The organism is Streptomyces avermitilis MA-4680 = NBRC 14893, from assembly GCF_000009765.2.
In the GTDB taxonomy this organism is placed as follows: domain Bacteria; phylum Actinomycetota; class Actinomycetes; order Streptomycetales; family Streptomycetaceae; genus Streptomyces; species Streptomyces avermitilis.
In genome coordinates this window covers 508,924-533,009 of sequence record NC_003155.5, presented here as the reverse complement: position 1 = coordinate 533,009, position 24,086 = coordinate 508,924, and the positions used below count along the sequence as shown (strand labels likewise).

2 protein-coding genes are annotated in these 24,086 nt (G+C 73.4%); both read left to right on the top strand.

The genetic code is table 11. The features are described from left to right. The first annotated feature begins 31 nt into the window (after window positions 1–31). Complete coding sequence (locus tag SAVERM_RS02595; protein WP_176572994.1) at window positions 32–5,542, top strand: type I polyketide synthase; 5,511 nt, start codon at window positions 32–34, stop codon at window positions 5,540–5,542. A 34-nt stretch (window positions 5,543–5,576) separates the two neighbouring features. Then, on the top strand, window positions 5,577–24,059 hold the full coding sequence (locus SAVERM_RS02590) for a type I polyketide synthase (RefSeq protein ID WP_042492670.1): 18,483 nt from the start codon (window positions 5,577–5,579) through the stop codon (window positions 24,057–24,059). Window positions 24,060–24,086: the final 27 nt, after the last annotated feature.

The following is a 24,086-nucleotide window of genomic DNA, read 5'->3' as shown; positions in this document are numbered from 1 at the left end:
CTGCGCAGCCAAAAGGGGGCGGGCGACACCGATGATGAACGAAGACAAGCTCCGGGACTACCTCAAGCGGACCACCACCGACCTGCGCCAGGCCCGGCGGCGCGTGCGCGAGCTGGAGGCCCGCGCCCAGGAGCCGATCGCCATTGTGGGTATGAGCTGCCGGTTCCCCGGCGGCGTCGGCTCCCCCGAGGAGCTGTGGCGGCTGCTGGCCGAGGGCGAAGACGCCATCTCGCAGTTCCCCGTGGACCGCGGCTGGGACGTCGACGCGCTCTACGACCCCGACCCCGAGCAGCCCGGCAAGGTCTACACCCGGCAGGGCGGCTTCCTGCACGACGCGGCGGACTTCGACGCCGAATTCTTCGGGATTTCGCCGCGCGAGGCGCTGGCCATGGACCCGCAGCAGCGGCTGCTGCTGGAGGCCGCGTGGGAGGCCTTCGAGCACGCGGGCATCGACCCCGCCGGCCTCAAGGGCAGCCGCACCGGCGTCTTCGCCGGTCTGATGTACCACGACTACGGCTTCACGCCCGGCGTCCTCCCCGAAGGGGTCGAGGGGCTGATGAGCACCGGCAACTCCGGCAGCGTCGCCTCCGGGCGCATCGCCTACACCTTCGGCTTCGAGGGCCCCGCGGTCACCGTCGACACCGCCTGCTCGTCCTCGCTCGTCGCCCTGCACCTCGCCGTGCAGGCGCTACGCACCGGCGAGTGCTCCATGGCGCTCGCCGGCGGCGTGACGGTCATGGCGGGCCCGAGCGCCTTCGTCGAGTTCAGCCGCCAGCGCGGACTCGCCCCCGACGGCCGCTGCAAGTCCTTCGCGGCGGCGGCGGACGGCGCGTCCTGGTCCGAAGGCACCGGCCTGCTGCTCGTGGAGCGGCTGCGGGACGCCCGCCGACTCGGCCACAAGGTGCTCGCGGTCGTCCGGGGCAGCGCCGTCAACCAGGACGGCGCGTCCAACGGCCTGACCGCGCCGAACGGCCCCTCGCAGCAGCGCGTGATCCTCGAAGCGCTGGCCGGCGCCCGGCTGTCCGCCGAGGAGGTCGACGCCGTCGAAGCACACGGCACGGGCACCAGCCTCGGCGACCCGATCGAGGCGCAGGCGCTGCTGGCGACCTATGGACAAGAGCGCGAACGGCCGCTGCTGCTCGGCTCGCTGAAGTCCAACATCGGTCACACGCAGGCCGCGGCGGGTGTCGCCGGTGTGATCAAGATGGTGCTGGCGATGCAGCACGGCGTGCTGCCGAAGACCCTCCACGTGGACCGGCCGACCCCGCGGGTCGACTGGTCGGTCGGCTCGGTCGACCTGCTGACGGAGGCGATCGCGTGGCCGGAGACGGACCACCCTCGCCGGGCCGGGGTCTCGTCGTTCGGGATCAGCGGCACCAATGCGCACATCATCCTCGAGCAGGCGCCCGAACCGGAGGCGGGGGACCCGGCCGATGACACGGCTGAAGGCGAGGGCGTGGCCGAGGAACTGCTGCGGGCCCGGACCACGGTGGTGCCGTGGGTACTCTCCGCGAAGAATGGGGCGGCGCTGCGAGAGCAGGCACAACGACTGCTGTCGTCCGTGGACCTCGCGGCCGCGTCACCGGCCGACGTCGGGTTCTCGCTGGCGGCCACCCGCTCGGCGCTGGAGCACCGGGCGGCGGTCGTCGGCGCCGACGGGGAAGAGCTGCGCGCGATCCTGACCGCCCTCGCGGCGGGCGAGCCCGCGGCACAGGTGGTGACGGGGCGCGCCGGGGCCGACCGGGGCAAGGTCGGGTTCCTGTTCTCGGGTCAGGGTTCGCAGCGGATCGGCATGGGGCGCGAGTTGTACGAGGCGTACCCCGTGTTCGCCGCGGCCTACAACGAGGTGTGCGCGCTGTTGGACTTGCCGGTCGATGTCGATGCGGAAACGCTTCATCAGACGGGTTCGACGCAGCCGGCGTTGTTCGCGATGGAGGTGGCGCTGTTCCGGTTGCTGGAGTCGTGGGCCATCCGGCCGGATTACGTGGCCGGTCACTCCGTGGGAGAGATTGCTGCCGCGCACGTGGCCGGGGTGTTGTCGCTCGGGGATGCGGCGAGGCTGGTGTCGGTGCGTGCCGCGTTGATGCAGGCGTTGCCCGCCGGCGGCGCGATGGTGGCGGTGCAGGCGGCCGAGGACGAGGTGCTGCCGTACCTGACCGGCGAGGTCGGCATCGCGGCGATCAACGGCCCTCAGTCGGTCGTGGTCTCCGGCGCCGAGGACGCGGTCATGGCGGTTGCCGAGGTGTTTGCTGCTCAGGGCCGTAAGACCTCCCGGTTGAAGGTCAGTCACGCGTTCCATTCGCCGTTGATGGATCCGATGTTGGAGGAGTTCGCGGCGGTTGTCCGCGGTCTGACGTTCGGTGAGCCGCGGATTCCTGTGGTCTCCAACCTCACGGGCCGCCTGGCCGAGCCGTACACCCCCGAGCACTGGGTCCGGCACGTCCGTGAGGCGGTCCGTTTCGCCGATGGCGTGCGGACCCTGCACGAGCTGGGCGTGACCACGTTCGTGGAGGTCGGCCCGGGCGGTGTCCTGAGCGCCCTCGCCCAGGGCTGCCTCGACGACGCGGACATCGTCACCGTTCCCGCTCTGCGTACCGACCGCCCCGAACCCCAGGCGCTCACGCTCGCCGTCGGGCAGTTGCACACGCGTGGCGTCTCCCCGGACTGGCAGGCGCTGTTTCCCGGCGCCCTGCGTGTCGACCTGCCCACGTACGCCTTCCAGCGCGAGCGCTACTGGCTCAAAGGCACGACCGCGGTCGACGTCTCCTCGGCGGGCCTGGACTCCTCCGGCCACGCCCTGCTCGGCGCGGTGGTGGAGACCGCCGGGGCGCAGGACGTGCTGTTCACCGGCCGACTGTCCCCGGCCGACCTGCCCTGGATCGCGGAACACACGGTCGGTGGCGTGCCGGTGCTCCCGGTCGCCGCGTTCGTGGAGCTGGCCCTGTCCGCAGGACGGCAGGCCGGGTTCCCGTACCTGGAACAGCTGGACGTGGACGCCCCGCTGGTTCTGGCAGAACAGGGCGCCGTCCGCATCCAGGTGCAGATCGGTGCGGACGACGACCCTGACCGGCGCTCGGTGCGCGTCTTCAGCCGGCCGGCGGCGGGCAGCTCCGGCGAGCCGTGGGTCCGCCACGTCACCGGAAAGCTCACCCGGAACGCTCCGGCGCCGGAGTTCGACCAGATGATCTGGCCGCCGACGGGTGCCGAACCCGGGGACGTCGAGGGCCGTCCGGGTCTGCGCGCCGCCTGGCGCGCCGGGGACGAGTTGTACGCCGAGGCCGAACTGCCGGTCACGGAGCGGGACCGGGCGGACCGCTACGCCCTGCACCCCGTCCTGTTGGACGCCGCCCTCGGCATGGCGACGTCGGACCGCGCCGCAGACCCCGGCGAGGTGCTCATGCCCCACGCCTGGAGCGGCATGTCCGTGCACACTCCGGGGCCCGGGGCCGTACGCATCCGCATCCGGCCCGTCGGCGACGACGCGGTGGCGATCGAACTGTCCGACGCCGACGGCTCTCCCGTCGCCTCTGTCGCGTCCGTCCGGACGCGGACGATGACTGCGCAGCAGGTACTGGCCTCGCGCGTGGCGCACCAGGACTGGATGTTCGAGATCGACTGGGTCGAGCACACCGCGGCCTCCGCTCCCGCCACCGCTGCCGTAGCCGACTGGGCGGTCCTCGGCGACGAGGGTGTTCACTCCGATATCGACGCGCTCCGCAAGGCGGTCGACGGCGGTGCGGCCACGCCCGCCCACGTCCTCCTGCCGTGCGCCCCGAGTGAAGGCGATGCTGCCGCGGCGACGCGCGGAGCGCTGGCCGGTGTGCTGTCGGTCGTCCAGGAGTGGGTCGCCGACGAGCGGTTCTCCGACGCGCGGCTCGTGGTGATGACGCGCGGAGCCGTCGAGCTGGACGGCACAGCTTTGGACCTCGCGCACGTCGCGGTCTCCGGTCTGGTGAAGTCGGCCCAGACCGAGCACCCGGACCGGCTCCTGCTCGTCGACGCGGACGACTCGGTCACGAACGGCGGCACGGTCACTGACGGCGGCGTCGACCCGGCGCTGGCCGCGGCGCTCGCCGCTCTGGACGAGCCGCAGGCCGCGGTGCGCGACGGAAAGCTGTACGTGCCGCGCCTCGCCCGGATCACCCCGCCCGAGGAGCCCACCGGTCACGCCTGGGACCCCGAGGGGACCGTGCTGCTCACCGGCGCGACCGGTGGCCTCGGACGATCGCTCGCGCGGCACCTCGTTGCCGAACGCGGCGCACGGAGACTGCTGCTGGCCAGTCGGCGGGGCCCCGCGGCCGAAGGCGTCGGCGAACTCGTCGCCGCCCTCTCCGAGCTGGGCGCGCACGTCGACGTGGCCGCCTGTGACATCGCGGACCGGGACGCCCTCGCCGAACTGCTGGCCTCCGTCCCGGCCGAGCACCCGCTCGTGGCCGTCGTGCACGCGGCGGCAGCCCTGGACGACGGCGTGATCACCGCCCTGACCCCGGGGCGCCTGGACACCGTGCTGCGGCCGAAGGCCGACGGGGCGCTGCACCTGCACGAGCTGACCCGGGACCTGAACCTCTCCGCGTTCGTACTCTTCTCCTCCCTGGCCGGAGTTCTGGGCAGCGCCGGCGCGGCGGGCTACGCCGCCGCGAACGCCTTCCTGGACGGGCTGGCGCGGCAGCGCCGGGCCGCGGGCCTGCCCGGCACCTCGCTCGCGTGGGGCCTGTGGACGGACAACGGCGGCATGGGTGACCGGATCACCGACGCCGACCGCAACCGGATGGGGCGGGCCGGAGTGGTGCCGTTCAGCCCGGCGGAGGGGCTGGCCCTGTTCGACGCCGCCCTGACCGTGGACCGGCCGGTGATCGTGCCGGTCCGGCTGGACGTTCCGGGACTGCGCGCCATGGCCCGCGCGGGCATGCTGCCCGCCGTCCTCCGCGGCCTCGTCGGCGACACCGGCGCCGCGGCCGGTGAGGCAGCGGCCGCAGGGACCACCGCCCTGGCCCGCCGCCTCGCCGGGATACCGGAGGCCGACCAGGAGAAGGTCATGCTGGACCTGGTGCGCCATCAGGCGGCAGCCGCCCTCGGCCACGCCACCGCTGCCCGCATCGAGCCCACCACGGCCTTCCGGGACATCGGGTTCGACTCCCTGACCGCCGTGGAACTGCGCAACCGGCTCAAGGCCGCGACCGGGCTGCGGCTCAAGCCCACCCTGGTCTTCGACCACCCCAACCCCGTCGCGATCGCCCGGCTCCTCCACAAGGACCTGGTGCTCGACCTCACCGCCGAGGCCCCGCCCGTGCTCGGCGAACTGGACCGGCTGGAGGCGCAGCTCGCCGCGCTCGCCCCACAGGACGCGGTACGGGACAAGATCACCGCCCGGCTCAAGGCGCTGCTCTGGAAGTGGACGGACACCCATCAGGACGCCGCGGCGAACACCGCCGACGACGGCCACGGCACCGACCGCGACTTCGACCTCGACCTCGACCGGATCGACGCCGCCACCGACGACGAGATGTTCGACCTCATCGACCAAGAGCTCGGGTCCCACTGACTCATCTCACGCACTGCTACCGAGGACGTAAAACATGTCGAACGACGACAAGCTCAGGGATTACCTCAAGCGCGTGATGGTGGACCTGAGCCAGACCCGCAGGCAGCTGGGTGAGCTGGAGGCGAAGGACACCGAGCCCATCGCCATCGTCGGGATGGCCTGCCGCTACCCGGGCGGCGTCGCCTCGCCCGAGGAACTGTGGCAACTGGTCGCCTCGGGCGGCGACGGCGTGTCCGGGTTCCCCACCGACCGCGGCTGGGACCTGGACACGATCTACGACCCCGAGCCCGGGCGGACGGGCCGCACGTACGTGCGCGAAGGCGGCTTCCTCTACGACGCCGGCGAGTTCGACCCCGCGTTCTTCGGGATCTCCCCCCGCGAGGCCCTGGTCATGGACCCGCAGCAGCGGCTGCTCCTGCAGACCTCCTGGGAGGCCCTCGAACGCGCGGGCATCGACCCCGTCACCGCACGCGGCACCCGGGCCGGCGTGTTCGTCGGCACCAACGGCCAGGACCACGCCTACCTTCAGCGGCAGGGCGACAGCGACAGCGAGGCCCACCTCGTCACCGCGAACACCGCCGCCGTGGTGTCCGGCCGCATCTCCTACGCCCTCGGCCTCGAAGGCCCGGCGGTCACCGTCGACACGGCCTGCTCGTCCTCGCTGGTGGCGCTCCACCTGGCCGCCCAGGCGCTGCGCCGCGGCGAGTGCTCGCTCGCCCTGGCGGGCGGCGTGACCGTGATGGCCACGCCGAACACCTTCATCGCGTTCAGTGCGCAGCGCGGCCTGTCGCCCGACGGCCGCTGCCGCGCGTTCTCCTCGACCGCCGACGGTACGGGCATGTCCGAAGGCATCGGCGTGCTCCTGCTGGAGCGGTTGTCCGATGCCCGTCGGCTCGGCCACGAGGTGCTCGCCGTCATCCGTGGCAGCGCCGTCAACCAGGACGGCGCCTCCAACGGGCTCACGGCCCCGAACGGTCCCTCGCAGGAGCGCGTGATCCGGCAGGCGTTGGAGAACGCGCGCCTGACCGCCTCCCAGGTCGACGCGGTCGAGGCGCACGGCACGGCCACCACCCTCGGCGACCCGATCGAGGCGGAGGCACTGCTCGCCACGTACGGACAGGAGCACTCGGACGACCGGCCCCTGTGGCTGGGATCCATCAAGTCCAACATCGGTCACACGCAGGCCGCCGCGGGTGTCGCCGGTGTGATCAAGATGGTGATGGCCATCCGCAACGGAGTCCTGCCGCAGACGCTGGACGTGGACGAGCCGACCGCTCAGGTCGACTGGTCGGCGGGCGGCGTGAAGCTGCTGACCGAGGCCGTCGCATGGCCCGAGTCGGACCACCCCCGCCGGGCCGCGGTCTCGTCCTTCGGCGTCAGCGGAACCAACGCGCACACGATCATCGAGCAGGCCCCGGCCCTCGACCGGGAGCCCGCCGCCGAGCCGGCCGGGGCCCCGGCCGCCGGCGCGCTGCCGTGGGTGCTCTCGGCGAAGAGCGACGCGGCGCTGCGCGCCCAGGCAGAGCGCCTGCTCTCCTTCCTGGAGGACGGCCGGAGCGGCGGGACCGGCCCCGGCCGCTCGCCGGCCGACATCGGCTTCTCCCTCGCCACGACGCGCACCGCCTGGGACCGCCGGGCGGCCGTCGTCGGCGAGAGCCTGGAGGAACTCACCGAAGGCGTAAGGGCACTGGCCTCCGGCACCCCGTCCGCTGCCGTCGTCCGCAACGCGGCCCGCCACGGCGACAAGACCGGGTTCCTGTTCTCGGGTCAGGGTTCGCAGCGGTTGGGGATGGGGCGTGAACTCTACGACGCCTTCCCGGTGTTCGCCGCGGCCTACGACGAGATCCGCGCCCACCTCGACGTCGCCCTCGACGCGGACGCGGAGCAGCTCAACCAGACCGGTTGCACCCAGCCGGCGTTGTTCGCTGTCGAGGTGGCGCTGTTTCGGCTGTTGGAGTCGTGGGGTGTCCGGCCGGATTATGTGGCGGGTCATTCGGTGGGTGAGATTGCGGCTGCTCATGTGGCGGGTGTGTTGTCGCTCGGGGATGCGGCGAGGCTGGTGTCGGCGCGTGCCGCGTTGATGCAGGCCCTGCCCGCTGGTGGGGCGATGGTGGCGGTGCAGGCGGCCGAGGACGAGGTGGTGCCGCATCTCACCCACGGCGTCGGCATCGCGGCGATCAACGGGCCGCGGTCGGTGGTGGTCTCCGGTGCCGAGGATGCGGTGCTGGCGATCGTCGAGGTCTTCACCCAACAGGGCTGTAAGACCTCCCGGTTGATGGTCAGTCACGCGTTCCATTCGCCGTTGATGGATCCGGTGCTGGAGGAGTTCGCGGAAGTCGTTCGCGGTCTGACGTTCAGTGAGCCGCGGATTCCTGTGGTCGCGAATCTCACCGGTCGGTTGGCCGAGGCGTACACGCCCGAGTACTGGGTGCGGCACGTCCGCGAGGCGGTGCGCTTCGCCGACGGCATCGAGACCCTCGGCGAGCTGGGCGTGACCACCTTCGTGGAGATCGGTCCCGGCGGCGTCCTCAGCGCCCTCGTCCAGGGCTGCTTCGACGACGGCACAGACATCGTCACCGTTCCCTCCCTGCGCGCCGACCGCCCCGAGCCGTACGCGCTCGTCACCGCGCTCGCCGAACTGCACGTCAGCGGCGCCGAATTGGACTGGCACGCCTTCTTCCCGGGCGCCCGACGTGTCGACCTACCCACGTACGCCTTCCAACAGCAGCGCTACTGGCTGGAGGCCCGCGAGGCCGAGACGGCCACCGTGGACGCGGTCGACGCCGAGTTCTGGGCGAGCGTCGAGAGCGAGGACGCGCAGTCCCTCGCCGCCACGCTGGGGCTGAACCCCGAGGAACTGGACGTCGTGGTACCGAAGTTGTCCGCCTGGCGGCGCCGGCGGCGCGAGCAGTCCGTCGTGGACGGCCGGCGCTACCAGCTGGCCTGGCAGCCGCTGAACGGCCTCTCCGCCGGCGACCTCTCGGGCAGCACATGGCTGTTCGCCGCGCCCGAAGGTGACGAGTGGGCCGGGACGGTCCGCACGGCACTCGCCGGACGCGGCGCGCACCTGATCCCGCTGACGGTCGGCGCCGACGCCGACCGCGCGTCCCTGACCGATGAGCTGACCCGGGTCGCGGGCGAAGCCGGATCGCTCGACGGCGTCCTGTCCCTGCTCGCGACCGACGAGATCGCCTCGCCCGAACACCCCGCGCTCTCCCAGGGCTTCGCGCAGAGCGTGGCCCTGGCCCAGGCACTTGGCGACGCGGGCGTCGACGCGCCGCTGTGGTGCGCCACCCGCGGCGCGGCCGCCACCGGCCGCTCCGACGACGCACCGCTCAGCGCGGTGCAGAACCAGGTGTGGGGCCTCGGCCGTGCCCTGGCCCTGGAGCACGCCCGGCGCTGGGGCGGCCTGATCGACCTGCCCGCGGCCGTCGACGAGCGCGCCGCCGGCCGTATCGCCGCCGTACTGAGCCAGGGAGCCGACGCTGCGGACGGCCAGGAGGACCAGGTCGCCGTCCGCGCCACCGGCGTGTTCACCGCCCGGCTCGCCCATGCCCGAAGCGGCGTCGGCCGTCCGTGGTCGCCGCGCGGTACCGTCCTGATCACCGGTGGTACGGGTGCGCTGGGCGGGCACGTCGCCCGCTGGCTCGCCGGTGCCGGAGCCGAACACCTGGTGCTCACCAGCCGCCGCGGCGCCGACGCGCCCGGCGCGACCGCGCTCAAGGCCGAACTGGAGGAGCTGGGAGCGCGCGTCACCCTCGCCGTGTGCGACGTCGCCGACCGCGACGCGCTGGCGGCGCTGCTCGCCGAGCACACCTTCACCTCCGTCTTCCACGCCGCGGGCGTGGAACAGTTCGCCCCCTTCGACGAGCTGACGCCGGCCGACTTCGCCCGCACGATGGCGGCGAAGGCCCACGGTGCCGCACACCTGGACGAACTGCTAGGCGACCGCGAGCTGGACGCATTCGTCCTCTTCTCCTCGATCGCCGGCGTGTGGGGCAGCGGCCTGCAGACCGCCTACGCGGCCGGCAACGCCTTCCTCGACGGGCTCGCCGCCCGGCGCAGGGCCCGGGGTCTGACCGCCACCGCGATCGCCTGGGGTCCCTGGGCAGACGGCGGCATGGTCACCGACGCCGACGAAGCGCACCTGCGCCGCCGCGGCGTCGTCACCCTGCCCGCCGCACTCGCCGTGACCGCAGTCCAGCGCGCCCTGGACTGCGACGACACCGCGGTCGTCGTGGCCGACATCGACTGGGAACGGTTCATCGGACCGTTCACCTTCGGCCGCCCGAGCGCCCTGCTGTCCGAGCTGCCCGAAGTGCGCCGCGCCGGCGCCGTCACAGCGGCCGTCACCGCGGCGCCGGCCGACGTCGGCGCCACGCCCCTGGCGGCCCGGCTCGCCGGACTGCCGGAGGCCGAGCGCACACACACCCTGATCGACCTGGTCCGCGCGCACGTCGCGGCCGTGCTGGGCCACTCCTCGGCGGCGGAGGTCGAGCCCGACCGGGCCTTCAAGGCCCTCGGCTTCGACTCCCTGACCGCCGTCGAACTCCGGAACAAGGTCAACACGGCGACCGGCCTCGCGCTGTCGCCCACGCTGGTCTTCGACTACCCCAACGCCACGGCGCTCGCCCGCTTCCTGCAGAGCGAGCTGCTCGGATCGCAGGCCGTCGTGGAGCAGGAGCAGCACGCGGCCGCCGACGACGAGCCCATCGCCATCGTGGCGATGAGCTGCCACCTGCCCGGCGGCGTCGACTCGCCCGAGGCGCTGTGGGACCTGGTGACGTCCGGCGGCGACGCCATCTCCGAGTTCCCGTCGAACCGCGGCTGGGACGTCGAGGCCCTCTACGACCCCGACCCCGATCGCCCAGGCAAGACGTACGCGCGCGACGGCGGATTCCTTTATGGCGCCACCGACTTCGACGCCGGCTTCTTCGGGATCTCTCCGCGTGAAGCGCTGGCCATGGACCCGCAGCAGCGCCTGATGCTGGAGACCTCGTGGGAGGCCTTCGAGCGGGCCGGGATCGCCCCCGCGCAGCTGCGCGGTAGCCGGACCGGCGTCTTCGTCGGCATGGCCTACCAGGGCTACGGAGCCGATGTGCGCCGCACGCCGGAAGGCGTGGAAGGACACCGGCTCGTCGGCGGCGCGTCCAGCGTCGTCTCCGGCCGGGTGGCCTACACCTTCGGACTCGAAGGGCCCGCCGTCACGATCGACACGGCCTGCTCGTCGTCCCTGGTCGCCCTGCACCTGGCCATGCAGTCGCTGCGCAACGGCGAGTGCACGATGGCGCTGGCCGGCGGCGTCACCGTCATGGCCGGCCCGAGCGTCTTCGTGGAGTTCAGCCGCCAGCGCGGCCTGTCGCCCGACGGCCGCTGCAGGGCGTTCGGCGCGGACGCGGACGGCACCGGCTGGGCCGAGGGCGTCGGCATGCTCCTGGTGGAGCGGCTGTCCGACGCCCGCCGCAACGGGCACCAGGTGTTGGCCGTCGTCCGCGGCAGCGCGGTGAACCAGGACGGTGCGTCCAACGGTCTGACCGCTCCGAACGGTCCGGCCCAGCAGCGGGTGATCCACCAGTCGCTGGCCTCGGCCGGGCTCGCTCCGCGTGACGTGGACGCGGTGGAGGCGCACGGTACGGGGACGAGGCTGGGTGACCCGATCGAGGCGCAGGCGCTGCTCGCCACGTACGGCCAGGGACGGGACGGCGACCGGCCTTTGTGGCTGGGCTCGTTGAAGTCCAACATCGGCCACACGCAGGCGGCCGCGGGTGTCGCCGGTGTGATCAAGATGGTCATGGCGATGCGCCACGGCATCCTGCCGCGGACACTGCACGCGGACGAGCCGACGCCGCACGTGGACTGGTCGGCCGGTGATGTCCGGCTGCTGACCGAGGCCGTCGACTGGCCCGAGTCGGACCGCCCCCGCCGGGCCGCGATCTCGTCCTTCGGTGTCAGCGGCACCAACGCCCACACCATCATCGAGCAGGCCCCCGCCACGGCGGAGCTGCCCCCCACGCCCGACTCCGGCGCGCTCGTGCCGTGGGTGCTGTCGGGCAAGGGCGAGCCGGCGCTGCGCGCTCAGGCGGCCAGGCTGGCCGACCACCTCGACGCGAACGACGGCTGGACGGCTTCCGACATCGGCCTCTCACTGGCCTCCCGCGAGACGTTCGAGGACCGCGCGGTGCTCCTGGCACAGGGCTCGGACAAGCTCCGGCAAGCCCTCACCGCCCTCGCCGCCGGTCAACCGGCGGCGAACGTGACGCTGGGACGAGCCCGCTCCGAGGGCAAGGTCGGTTTTCTGTTCTCGGGTCAGGGTTCGCAGCGGATCGGTATGGGGCGTGAGTTGTATGAGGCGTTCCCGGTCTTCGCCGATGCGTACGACGAGGTGTGTGCGCGTCTGGAGGCGCCGGTCGACGTCGACGCCGAGACCCTGCATCGAACGGGGTGCGCTCAGCCCGCGCTCTTCGCGGTCGAGGTGGCGCTGTTCCGGCTGCTCGAATCGTGGGGTGTGCGGCCGGATTACGTGGCCGGTCACTCGGTCGGTGAGATCGCGGCCGCGCATGTGGCCGGGGTGTTGTCGTTGGACGACGCCGTGAGGTTGGTGTCGGCGCGTGCCGCGCTGATGCAGGCCCTGCCCGTCGGCGGCGCGATGGTCGCGGTCCAGGCCACTGAGGAGGAAGTGCTGCCACACCTGACCGACGAGGTCGGCATCGCGGCGATCAACGGCCCGCGGTCCATGGTGCTTTCCGGCGCTGGCGAGGCGGTCACCGCAATCGCCGAGGTCTTCGTCGGCCAGGGCCGTAAGACCTCCCGGTTGAAGGTCAGTCACGCGTTCCACTCGCCGCTGATGGACCCGATGCTGGAGGAGTTCGCGGAGGTCGTCCGCGGTCTGACGTTCCATCAGCCGCAGGTCCCGGTGGTCTCCAACCTCACTGGGCGCCTGGCCGAGCCGTACTCCCCGGAGTACTGGGTCCGGCACGTGCGCGAAGCGGTGCGCTTCGCCGACGGCATCGAGACCCTCGGCGAGCTGGGCGTGACCACGTTCGTGGAGATCGGCCCCGGCGGCGTCCTCAGCGGCATGGTGCAGGACTGCGTGGACGAGGCCGTCACCGTGCCCGTCCTGCGCGGTGACCGCCCCGAGCAGCAGGCCGTCGTCACCGCGCTCGCCGAACTGCACGTGCACGGCGTCTCCCCGGACTGGCAGGCCCTGTTCCCCGGCGCTCACCGCGTCACCCTGCCCACCTACGCTTTCCAGCGCGAGCGCTTCTGGCTGGACGGGGAGGGGGACCTGGCCGCTGCCGGCACCCCGACCGACGCGGCGGATTCCGGCTTCTGGGACAGCGTGGAGCGCGAGGACGCGGAGTCCCTCGCCGCGACCCTGGGCGTCAGCGCGGACGCCTCGCTCGGCGCGATCCTGCCCCGGCTGTCCGCATGGCGCCGTCAGCGCCGCGAGCAGTCCGTGGTCGACGGCTGGCGCTACCGCGTCACCTGGAAGCCGCTCGGCGCGCTCCCTCAGCCCGGCGCGTCCGGGACCTGGCTGCTCGTCGTGGCCGGCGAGAGCGAGTGGACCGCCTCGGTCCGCACCGCGCTCGACGAGCGCGGCCTGGAACTGGTGACGCTCGTCGCCGGACCCGGCACCGACCGCGGGACGCTGGCCCGCGAGCTGGCCGGCGTCGGCCCGGTGACCGGCGTGCTGTCCCTGCTCGCCGAGGACGAGAGCGCCTCGGCCGGCGACCCCGGCCTGTCGCACGGCCTCGCCGCGACCCTCTGCCTGGTGCAGGCGCTCGGCGACGTGGGCGTCGACGTCCCGCTGTGGTGCGCCACGCGCGGCGCGGTGGCCACCGGCCGCTCCGACCGCGTGGACCGCCCGCTGCAGTCGCAGGTGTGGGGCTTCGGCCGGGCGGCGGCGCTGGAACACCCGCGGCGCTGGGGCGGACTGCTCGACCTTCCTGAGCTGCTGGACGCCCGCACCGCGGCCCGCGTGGCCGCCGTCCTCGGTCAGACGGCCGAGGACCAGGTGGCGGTCCGCGCCTCGGGCGTCCTCGGGCGCCGGCTCGTCCGGGCCGCCCGCGCCACCGGCCCCGCCCAGGGGTGGTCGCCGCGCGGCACGGTGCTGATCACCGGTGGTACGGGTGCGCTGGGCGGGCACGTCGCCCGCTGGCTCGCCGGTGCGGGTGCGGAGCACCTGGTGCTCACCAGCCGCCGCGGCCCCGCGGCGCCCGGCGCCGCGGAGCTCGTCGCGGAGTTGGAGGAGCTCGGCGCGGCCGCGACCGTCGTGGCCTGTGACGCGGCCGACCGTGACGCCCTGCGGGCGCTGCTGGCCCAGCACCCCGTCAACGCCGTCGTCCACGCCGCCGGCGTCGGCGACCACGTCATGATCGAGGACTCCGACCCGGCCGGGTTCGCCGGCTCGGTGGCGGCCAAGGCCGCAGGTGCCACGCACCTGGACGAACTGCTGGCCGGTCAGGAACTCGACGCGTTCGTCATGTTCTCCTCGGGCGCCGGCATCTGGGGCGGCGCCGGCCAGGGTGCCTACTCGGCGGCCAACGCCTACCTGGACGCCCTCGCCGAGCATCGGCGGGCACACGGGCGCACCGCACTCGCCGTCTCCTGGGGCGGCTGGGCCGAGGGCGGCATGGCCGGTGTCGGCGACGGAGAGGAGATGCTGCGCCGCCGCGGCCTGCCCCCCATGCGGCCCGCCCTCGCGATCTCCGCGCTCCAGCAGGCGCTGGCCGACGGCGAGACCGCCCTCACCGTCGCGGACTTCGACTGGGAGCGGTTCATCGGCCCGTTCACCGTCACCCGCCCCAGCGCCCTGTTCTCCGACGTGCCCGAGGCGGGCCGCGCCCTGGAGGCGCCGGCCCCCGGCGGCGCCGAAGCCGGCAACGCGCTCGCCGCGAAGCTGACCGGGCTGCCGGCGGCCGAGCAGGACCGCACGCTGGTGGACCTCGTCCGCACGCACGCGGCCGCCGTGCTCGGCCACGACGGCACCGCGGCGGTGGAGCCCGGCCGCGCTTTCAACGACCTCGGCTTCGACTCGCTCAGCGCCGTCGAACTGCGCAACAAGCTCACGGCCGACACCGGCCTGAAGCTGCCTACCACGCTGGTCTTCGACTACCCCAACGCCACGGCCCTGGCCCGCTTCCTGCGCGCCGAACTGCTCGGTTCGCGGGGCGCCGCGCGGCAGGAGCAGCGCACGGCCGCCGTCGGCGACGAACCCATCGCGATCGTGGCCATGAGCTGCCGCCTCCCCGGCGGCGTCGGCTCGCCCGAGGACCTGTGGCAGCTCGTGACGTCCGGCGGCGACGTGATCTCCGGCTTCCCCGAGGACCGCGGCTGGAACGTAGAGGCCCTCTACGACCCCGACCCGGGCACCCCGGGCAAGACGTACGCGCGCGACGGCGGCTTCCTCTACGACGCGGGCGACTTCGACGCCGCACTGTTCGGGATCTCGCCGCGCGAGGCGCTCGCGATGGACCCCCAGCAGCGCCTACTGCTGGAGGCCTCGTGGGAAGCGTTCGAGCGGGCGGGCATCGACCCGGCCTCCCTGAAGGGCAGCCGCACCGGCGTGTTCGTCGGCATGTCCTACCAGGGCTACGGCGCGGGCCTCCCGCAGGTCCCGGAAGGCGTCGAGGGCCACCTGCTCACCGGCAGCGCCGCGAGCGTCGTCTCCGGGCGCGTAGCCTACTCGTTCGGACTGGAGGGCCCGGCCGTCACCGTCGACACGGCGTGCTCGTCGTCGCTGGTCGCCCTGCACCTGGCCATCCAGTCGCTGCGCAACGGCGAGAGCACGATGGCCGTCGCCGGCGGTGTGAACGTCATGGCCGTACCGGCTGCGTTCGTGGAGTTCAGCCGCCAGCGCGGGCTGGCCCCTGACGGACGGTGCAAAGCGTTCGGCGCCGGCGCCGACGGCACCGGGTGGGCGGAGGGCGTGGGCGTGGTGCTCGTGGAGCGCCTCAGCGACGCCGTGCGCAACGGCCACGAGATCCTCGCGGTCGTGCGGGGCAGTGCGGTCAACCAGGACGGCGCGTCCAACGGTCTGACCGCCCCGAACGGCCCGGCGCAGCAGCGGGTCATCCGGCAGGCCCTGGCCTCCGCCGGGCTCACCGAGGCCGACGTCGACGCGGTGGAGGCGCACGGCACGGGCACCGCTCTGGGTGACCCTATCGAGGCGCAGGCGCTCCTCGCCACCTACGGGCAGGAGCGCCCGGAGGACCGGCCGCTGTGGCTGGGCTCGCTGAAGTCCAACATCGGTCACGCCCAGGCGGCGTCCGGCGTGGCCGGTGTGATCAAGATGGTGATGGCGATGCGCCACGGCGTCCTTCCGCGGACGCTGCACGCTGATGAGCCGACGCCGCACGTGGACTGGTCGGCGGGCGCGGTGCGGCTGCTGACGGAGGCCGTCGGCTGGCCGGATACGAACCGCCCGCGCCGCGCCGCGATCTCGTCCTTCGGCGTCAGCGGCACCAACGCCCACACGATCATCGAGCAGGCCCCGGTGGCCGAACCGGCCGCCGTCGCACCGGTCGAGGTCTCCTCGGCGACCGTGCCGTGGGTCCTGTCCGGCAAGTCCGAGGCCGCACTGCGCGCCCAGGCCGAGCGCCTGCTGACCCTCACCGCCGACGGCGCCGAACCGTCCCTCACCGACGTCGGCTTCTCGCTGGCCACCACCCGGGCCGCCCTGGAGCACCGCGCCGCCGTGGTCGGTGCCGACCACGGCCGGATCGCCGAGGGCCTGCGGGCCCTGGCCTCGGGGGCGCCCGCTCCCGGCGCCGTCCTCGGCCGCGCCGACGCCGGCCAGGTCGGATTCCTGTTCTCCGGGCAGGGCTCGCAGCGCATCGGCATGGGGCGGCAACTGTACGAGGCGTTCCCGGTCTTCGCGGAGGCGTACGACGAGGTGTGTGCACACCTCGACCGGCACCTCGACCGGCCACTGCGGGACGTGGCCTTCGGCGAGAATGGTCACGAGGACGGCGAGGAGCTGAACCGCACCGCCTTCACGCAGCCCGCGCTGTTCGCGCACGAGGTCGCCGTCCACCGCCTGCTGGAGTCGTGGGGCGTGCGGCCGGACTACCTGGCCGGGCACTCCGTGGGCGAGATCGCGGCCGCACACGTGGCCGGGGCCCTGGCGCTGGAGGACGCGGCCGCACTGGTGACGGCTCGTGCCGCGCTGATGCAGGCCCTGCCCGCCGGCGGGGCGATGATCGCCGTCCAGGCCACCGAGGACGAGGTGCTGCCGCACCTCACCGACGACGCCGGCATCGCGGCGATCAACGGCCCGCAGTCCGTCGTGGTCTCCGGAACCGAGGACGCCGTAGCCGCCGTCGCGGACTTCTTCGCCCGGGAGGGCCGCAAGATTTCCCGGCTCACCGTGAGCCACGCGTTCCACTCGCCGCTCATGGACCCCGTGCTGGAGGACTTCGCCCGCGTCGTCGGCGGTCTGCGCTTCGAGACGCCCCGGACACCGGTCGTCTCGAACCTCACCGGTGAGCTCATCGACGCGTACACGGCGGACTATTGGGTCCGGCACGTCCGCGAGGCCGTCCGCTTCGCCGACGGCATCCGGACCCTGGGCGAGCTGGGCGTGACCACGTTCGTGGAGACCGGCCCCGGCGCGGTGCTGAGTGCCATGGCCCAGGGCTGCCTGGACGGCGCGGTCGCCGTTGCATCCGCCCGGTCCGGCAGCCCCGAGCCCGAGGCGATCACCGGCGCTCTCGCGCAGCTCCACGTGCACGGCGTCCCCGTCGACTGGCGGGCGTTCTTCGCCGGCCGCGGCGCCCGGCGCGCCGACCTGCCCACCTACGCCTTCCAGCACCAGCGGTACTGGCTGGAGACCACCGCGCCCACGGCCGCCGCGGGGACCGACGCCGTGGAGACCGGGTTCTGGGAGACCGTGGAGCGCGAGGACGCCCAGTCCCTCGCCGCCACCCTCGAACTGCCCGTCGAGCAACTGGACGCGGTGCTGCCCCGGCTGTCCGCGTGGCGCCGGCAGCAGCGCCGGGAGTCCGCCGTGGAAGGCTGGTCCTACCGCACGGGCTGGAAGCCGCTCAGCGGCCTCCGGGCGCACGAACTGCGGGGCAACTGGCTGTTCCTGGTCACCGAGGACACCGAGGCCTTCGAGGCCTTCGAGTGGACCGCCGCCGTCGCCGACGGGCTCGCCGCCCGTGGGGCCCGGCTGGTCCGGGTGACGGTCGACCCGGCCGCCGACCGCGGCGCACTGCTGCGGCAGCTCGGCGAGGCCGTCCGGGAGAGCCCGCTCGACGGTGTGATCTCCCTGCTCGGCATCGACGAGAGGCACCACGCCGGACACCCGGCTCTGTCCGTCGGCACCGTGCTGACCCTCGCGCTCGTCCAGGCCCTGGGCGACGCGGGCATCGACGCCCCGCTGTGGGCGCTGACCAGGTCCGCCATGTCCACCGGCCGGGCGGACGCGGTGCCGAGCGCCGCCCAGAACGCCGTCTGGGGTCTGGGCCGGGTGGCGGCGCTGGAGCACGCGCCGCGCTGGGGCGGTCTGATCGACCTCCCGGACACGGTTGACGACCGGATCGCCGGCCGACTGGCCGCGGTGCTCGCCCAGTCGGCCGAGGACCAGGTCGCGATCCGCGACCGCGGCGTGTTCGGTCGCAGGCTGTCCCACACCGCCGCCCGCCGGAACACCCGGGCCGCCCAGGGGTGGTCGCCGCGCGGCACCGTGCTGATCACCGGCGGTACGGGTGCGCTGGGCGGGCACGTCGCCCGCTGGCTCGCCGGTGCCGGTGCCGAACACCTGGTGCTCACCAGCCGCCGCGGCCCCGACGCGCCGGGCGCGGCGGGTCTCGTCGCAGAGCTGGAGGCGACGGGTGTCCGTGTCACCGTCGCCGCGTGCGACGTCGCCGACCGTGAGGCGCTCGCCGCGCTGCTCGCCGAGCACCCGGTGAACGCAGTCGTCCACACGGCGGGCGTGGACCACATGGAGCCGCTGGAGGCCATGACGCCGGGCGCCTGCGCCGATGTGCTGTCCGCCAAGGCTGCCGGCGCCCTGCACCTCGACGCGCTCCTCGCCGGCCAGGAACTCGACGCCTTCGTCCTCTTCTCCTCCATCGCCGGCGTGTGGGGCAGCGGCCACCAGGCCGCCTACGCGGCGGCCAACGCCCTGCTCGACGGACTCGCCGAACGCCGCCGGGCCCAAGGCCTGCCGGCGACCGCCGTGGCCTGGGGCCCGTGGGCCGGCGGCGGCATGGCCGAGGCCGACGGCGCGGACGAACGACTGCGCCGCCGCGGCCTGATCCCGATGCCCGCCGCGCTCGCCGTGGCCGGGCTCCGGCGGGCGCTGGACTCCGGCGAGGCGACCGCAACAGTGGCCGACGTCGACTGGGAGCGGTTCCTGCCCCCGTTCACCGTGGGCCGCCCGAGCGCCCTGCTCGGGGACCTCCCGGAGGCCGAGCGGATCCTCACCGCGGACAGCACCGCCGGCGGGCCCGGCACGGCCGCCGCCTCGCCCCTGGCCGACCGCCTCGCCAGGATGCCCGAGACCGAGCAGCACGCGCTGCTGGTCGATCTCGTCCGCACACACGCGGCGGCCGTCCTCGGCCACAACAACGCCGGCGAGGTCGAGGCCGACCGAGCCTTCAAGGACTTGGGCTTCGACTCCCTGACCGCCGTAGAACTGCGCAACAAGCTCAAAGCCGAGACCGGCCTCGCACTGCCCCCCACGCTGGTCTTCGACCACCCCAACGCCCAGGCACTCGCCCGGCAGCTGCGCACCGAGCTCACCGGCCTCACCATCGCGGCCGCTCCGGAAGCGGCCGCCGCGCCCGCCGAGGACGAGGAGCCCATCGCGATTGTCGGTATGGCGTGCCGGTATCCGGGCGGGGTGCGTTCACCGGAGGACCTGTGGCACCTGGTGGCGGCCGGTGGTGACGCGGTCGGCGACTTCCCGGCGGACCGCGGCTGGGACGTGGAGGACATCTACGACCCGGACCCGGATGCGAGGGGGAAGACGTACGCGCGTCGCGGTGGATTCCTGTACGAGGCGGGGGAGTTCGACCCGGGGTTCTTCGGGATCAGCCCGCGGGAGGCCGTGGCGATGGATCCGCAGCAGCGCCTGCTGCTGGAGACCACGTGGGAGACGTTCGAGCGGGCCGGCATCGACGCGGAGTCGGTGCGCGGCAGCCGTACCGGAGTCTTCGTCGGCTCCGGCTACCAGGACTACGCCGCCCGGGCCTTCAACGCGATAGACGATTCCGAGGGCTTCTTCGGCACGGGCAACTCGGCGAGCATCATGTCTGGCCGTATCGCCTACACCTTCGGCCTGGAGGGCCCGGCCGTCACCGTGGACACGGCGTGCTCGTCGTCGCTCGTGGCCCTGCACTGGGCGATCCAGGCCCTCCGTAACGGCGAGTGCTCCATGGCGCTGGCCGGCGGCGTGATGGTCATGTCCACCCCGCGTGCCTTCGTGGAGTTCAGCCGCCAGCGCGGGCTGGCCCCTGACGGGCGGTGCAAGGCGTTCGGCGCGGACGCGGACGGCACCGGCTGGGCCGAGGGCGTCGGCATGCTCCTGGTCGAGCGGCTGTCCGACGCCCGCCGCAACGGGCACCAGGTGTTGGCCGTCGTCCGCGGCAGCGCCGTGAACCAGGACGGTGCGTCCAACGGTCTGACCGCGCCGAACGGTCCGGCGCAGCAGCGGGTCATCCGCCAGGCGCTCACTTCCGCGGGCCTCACCGCCGCCGACATCGACGCGGTGGAGGCGCACGGTACGGGGACGAGGCTGGGTGACCCGATCGAGGCGCAGGCGCTGCTCGCCACGTACGGCCAGGAGCGGCCCGCAGGACAGCCGCTGTGGCTGGGGTCGCTGAAGTCCAACATCGGCCACACGCAGGCCGCGGCGGGTGTGGCAGGTGTGATCAAGATGGTCATGGCCATGCGTCACGGAGTGCTCCCGCAGACTTTGCACGTCGATGAACCCACGCCGCATGTGGACTGGTCGGCCGGTGACGTGCGGCTGCTGACGGAGGCCGTCGCATGGCCCGAGTCGGAGCGCCCGCGCCGTGCTGCCGTGTCGTCCTTCGGCGTCAGCGGCACGAACGCCCACACGATCATCGAACAGGCCCCGCCGGTCCCGGCCGAAGAGGCCACCGTCACTCCGGCCCCGGCCCTCCTGCCGTGGGTGCTCTCCGCCAAGAGCAGCGCTGCGCTGCGGGATCAGGCACGACGACTGCTGGCCTTCGTGGAGGACGGCATGTCACTGGCCGATGTCGGCTTCTCGCTGGCCACCACCCGGAGCGCCCTGCGCCACAGGGCGGCAGTGATCGGCGAGAGCGGTGACGGCTTCCGCCGCGGACTGGGATCCCTGGCCGCCGGAATGCCCTCGCCCGGAGTCGTCCAGGGCCGGCCGGGAGGCAAGGTCGGTTTTCTGTTCTCGGGTCAGGGTTCGCAGCGGATCGGTATGGGGCGTGAGTTGTATGAGGCGTTCCCGGTCTTCGCCGATGCGTACGACGAGGTGTGTGCGCGTCTGGAGGCGCCGGTCGACGTCGACGCCGAGACCCTGCATCGGACCGGGTGCGCCCAGCCCGCGCTCTTCGCGGTCGAGGTGGCGCTGTTCCGGCTGCTCGAATCGTGGGGTGTGCGGCCGGATTACGTGGCCGGTCACTCGGTCGGTGAGATCGCGGCTGTTCATGTGGCCGGGGTGCTGTCGCTGGACGACGCGGTGAAGCTGGTGTCCGCGCGGGCCGCGTTGATGCAGGCCCTGCCCGCGGGCGGTGCGATGGTCGCGGTCCAGGCCACTGAGGACGAGGTGTTGCCGCACCTGACCGATGGCGTTGGCATGGCGGCCATCAACGGTCCGCGGTCCGTCGTGGTCTCCGGAGCCGAGGATGCCGTGCTGGAGATCGCCGAGGTCTTCACCCGACAGGGCCGCAAGACCTCCCGGTTGAAGGTCAGTCACGCGTTCCACTCGCCGCTGATGGACCCGATGCTGGAGGAGTTCGCGGAGGTCGTCCGCGGTCTGACGTTCCATCAGCCGCAGGTCCCGGTGGTCTCCAACCTCACTGGGCGCCTGGCCGAGCCGTACTCCCCGGAGTACTGGGTCCGGCACGTGCGCGAAGCGGTGCGCTTCGCCGACGGCATCGAGACCCTCGGCGAGCTGGGCGTGACCACGTTCGTGGAGATCGGCCCCGGCGGCGTCCTCAGCGGCATGGTGCAGGACTGCGTGGACGAGGCCGTCACCGTGCCCGTCCTGCGCGGTGACCGCCCCGAGCAGCAGGCCGTCGTGACGGCCCTGGCCCATCTGCACACGCACGGCATGTCCGTGGACTGGAACGTGTTCTTCGCCGGTGCGCGGAAGGCCGACCTGCCGACCTACGCCTTCCAGCACGAGCCGTACTGGGTCGACGCCCCGCAAATCGCTGCCGCCGCCGAAGCGGAACCGGTGGACGCGGAGTTCTGGGAGACCGTGGAGCGCGGGGACCTGCAGGCCCTCGCCGAGACCCTCGGCGTCGGTGCAGGGGACAAGTTCGGTGACGTACTGCCGAGGCTGTCGTCGTGGCGGCGGCAGCGCAAGGAGCAATCCACCGTGGACACCTGGCGCTACGGCGAGTCGTGGAAAGGGATACCCGACCGCGTCCCGGAGGGCCCTGCCCGGATCGGTCTATGGCTGGTTCCGGTCAGCGCTGCGCAACTCGGCGACGATTGGGTCACCGCCTGCCTCCGCGGGCTGACCGAGCGTGGCCTGGCCCCGCTGCCGGTCCCGGTCGAGCCGGCCACCGGCCGTGAGGACCTGGCCGCGCAGCTCACCCGAGCGGCCGGTGACGAAACCGTGGCGGGCGTCCTGTCGCTGCTCGCCGTCGACTGCGGGGCCGCCCCGGCAGCCGCCGCACTGACCGTCGGCGTCGCGCTGTCCGTCCTGCTCGTCCAGGCCCTCGGCGACGCGGGCATCGGAGCCCCGCTGTGGTGCGTGACCCGGAACGCGGTGGGCGTGAGCACCGCCGACGAGGCGACGGACCCGTACCAGTCCCAGGTCTGGGGTCTGGGCCGGGTGGCGGCGCTGGAGCACGCGCCGCGCTGGGGCGGTCTGATCGACCTCCCGGACACGGTCGACGACCGGATCGCCGGCCGACTCGCCGCGGTGCTCGGCCAGTCGGCCGAGGACCAGGTCGCGATCCGCGACCGCGGGCTGTTCGTGCGGCGCCTGTCGCGTCTGCCCGCAGCCCTGAGCGAGCGTTCGTGGTCGCCGCGCGGCACCGTCCTGATCACCGGTGGTACGGGTGCGCTGGGCGGGCACGTCGCCCGCTGGCTCGCCGGTGCGGGTGCGGAGCACCTGGTGCTCACCAGCCGCCGCGGCCCCGCGGCGCCCGGCGCCGCCGGCCTCAAGGCCGAGCTGGAGGAGGCGGGCGTACGCGTGACCGTCGCCGCGTGCGACGTGGCCGACCGTGAGGCGCTGGCCGTGCTGCTCGCCGAGCACCCGGTGAACGCCGTCGTCCACACGGCCGGCACCGCCGAGGCGGGCATGCTCGCCGAGACGAGCCTCGGCGACTTCGCGGCGACGGTCGCCGCGAAGGCCCTCGGGGCCGTGCACCTCCACGAACTGCTCGGCGATCAGGAGCTGGACGCGTTCGTCCTCTTCTCCTCCATCTCCGGCGTGTGGGGAGGCGGCGGGCAGGCCGCGTACTCGGCCGCGAACGCCTTCCTCGACGGCCTGGCGCAGCACCGGCGGGCCCGCGGCCTCGCGGCGACCGCGATCGCCTGGGGCCCGTGGGGCGAGGGCGGCATGGTCGCCGACGCCGGGGACGAGGAGCGGCTGCGGCAGCGAGGTCTGAGCGTGCTGCGGCCGGACCGGGCGATCTCCGCGCTGCACGGTGCGCTGAGCGGCGGCGACGGCACGGTCACCGTGGCCGACGTGGACTGGGAGCGGTTCGTCGTCCCGTTCACCATCGGCAGGCCGAGCGCGCTGCTGAGCGACCTGCCCGAGGTCGGGGACGCCCTCGCGGAGAAGCGCACCGAGCGAGCCGCGGAGCCGTCCGCGCTCAAGGCGAAGCTGTCCACACTGTCCGAAGGCGAACGGCAACGCCTGCTCGTGGACACGGTGTGCGCGCACGCGGCGGCCGTGCTCGGCCACAGCGGCTCCGCGGCGGTGGATCCGGACCTGGCGTTCCGGGACCTCGGCTTCGACTCCCTGACCGCGGTGGAGCTGCGCAACCTGCTCAGTGCCGACACCGGCCTGACCCTGCCCGCGACGCTGGTCTTCGACCACCCGACGCCCGAGGCGATCGCCCGCTACCTGCGGAGCGAACTCGCCGACGAGACGGGCCCGGAGGAGGTGTCGGTCTTCAGCGAGCTCGACCGGCTGGAGTCGGTGATCTCGACGGCCGCCTCGGCCGAGCAGACGGTCCGGTCGGGGGTGCGGAGGCGGCTGCAGGAACTGCTGTCCCTGGTGAACTCCGCCGGAGAGCAAGGCGCGGAATCCGCCGATGCGCAGCGACAGCTCCAGGACGCGACGATCGACGACATTTTCGATCTGATCGATCAAGATCTAGAAATTTCCTAGTTCTTGGCGCTCTACCTTTAACGACAG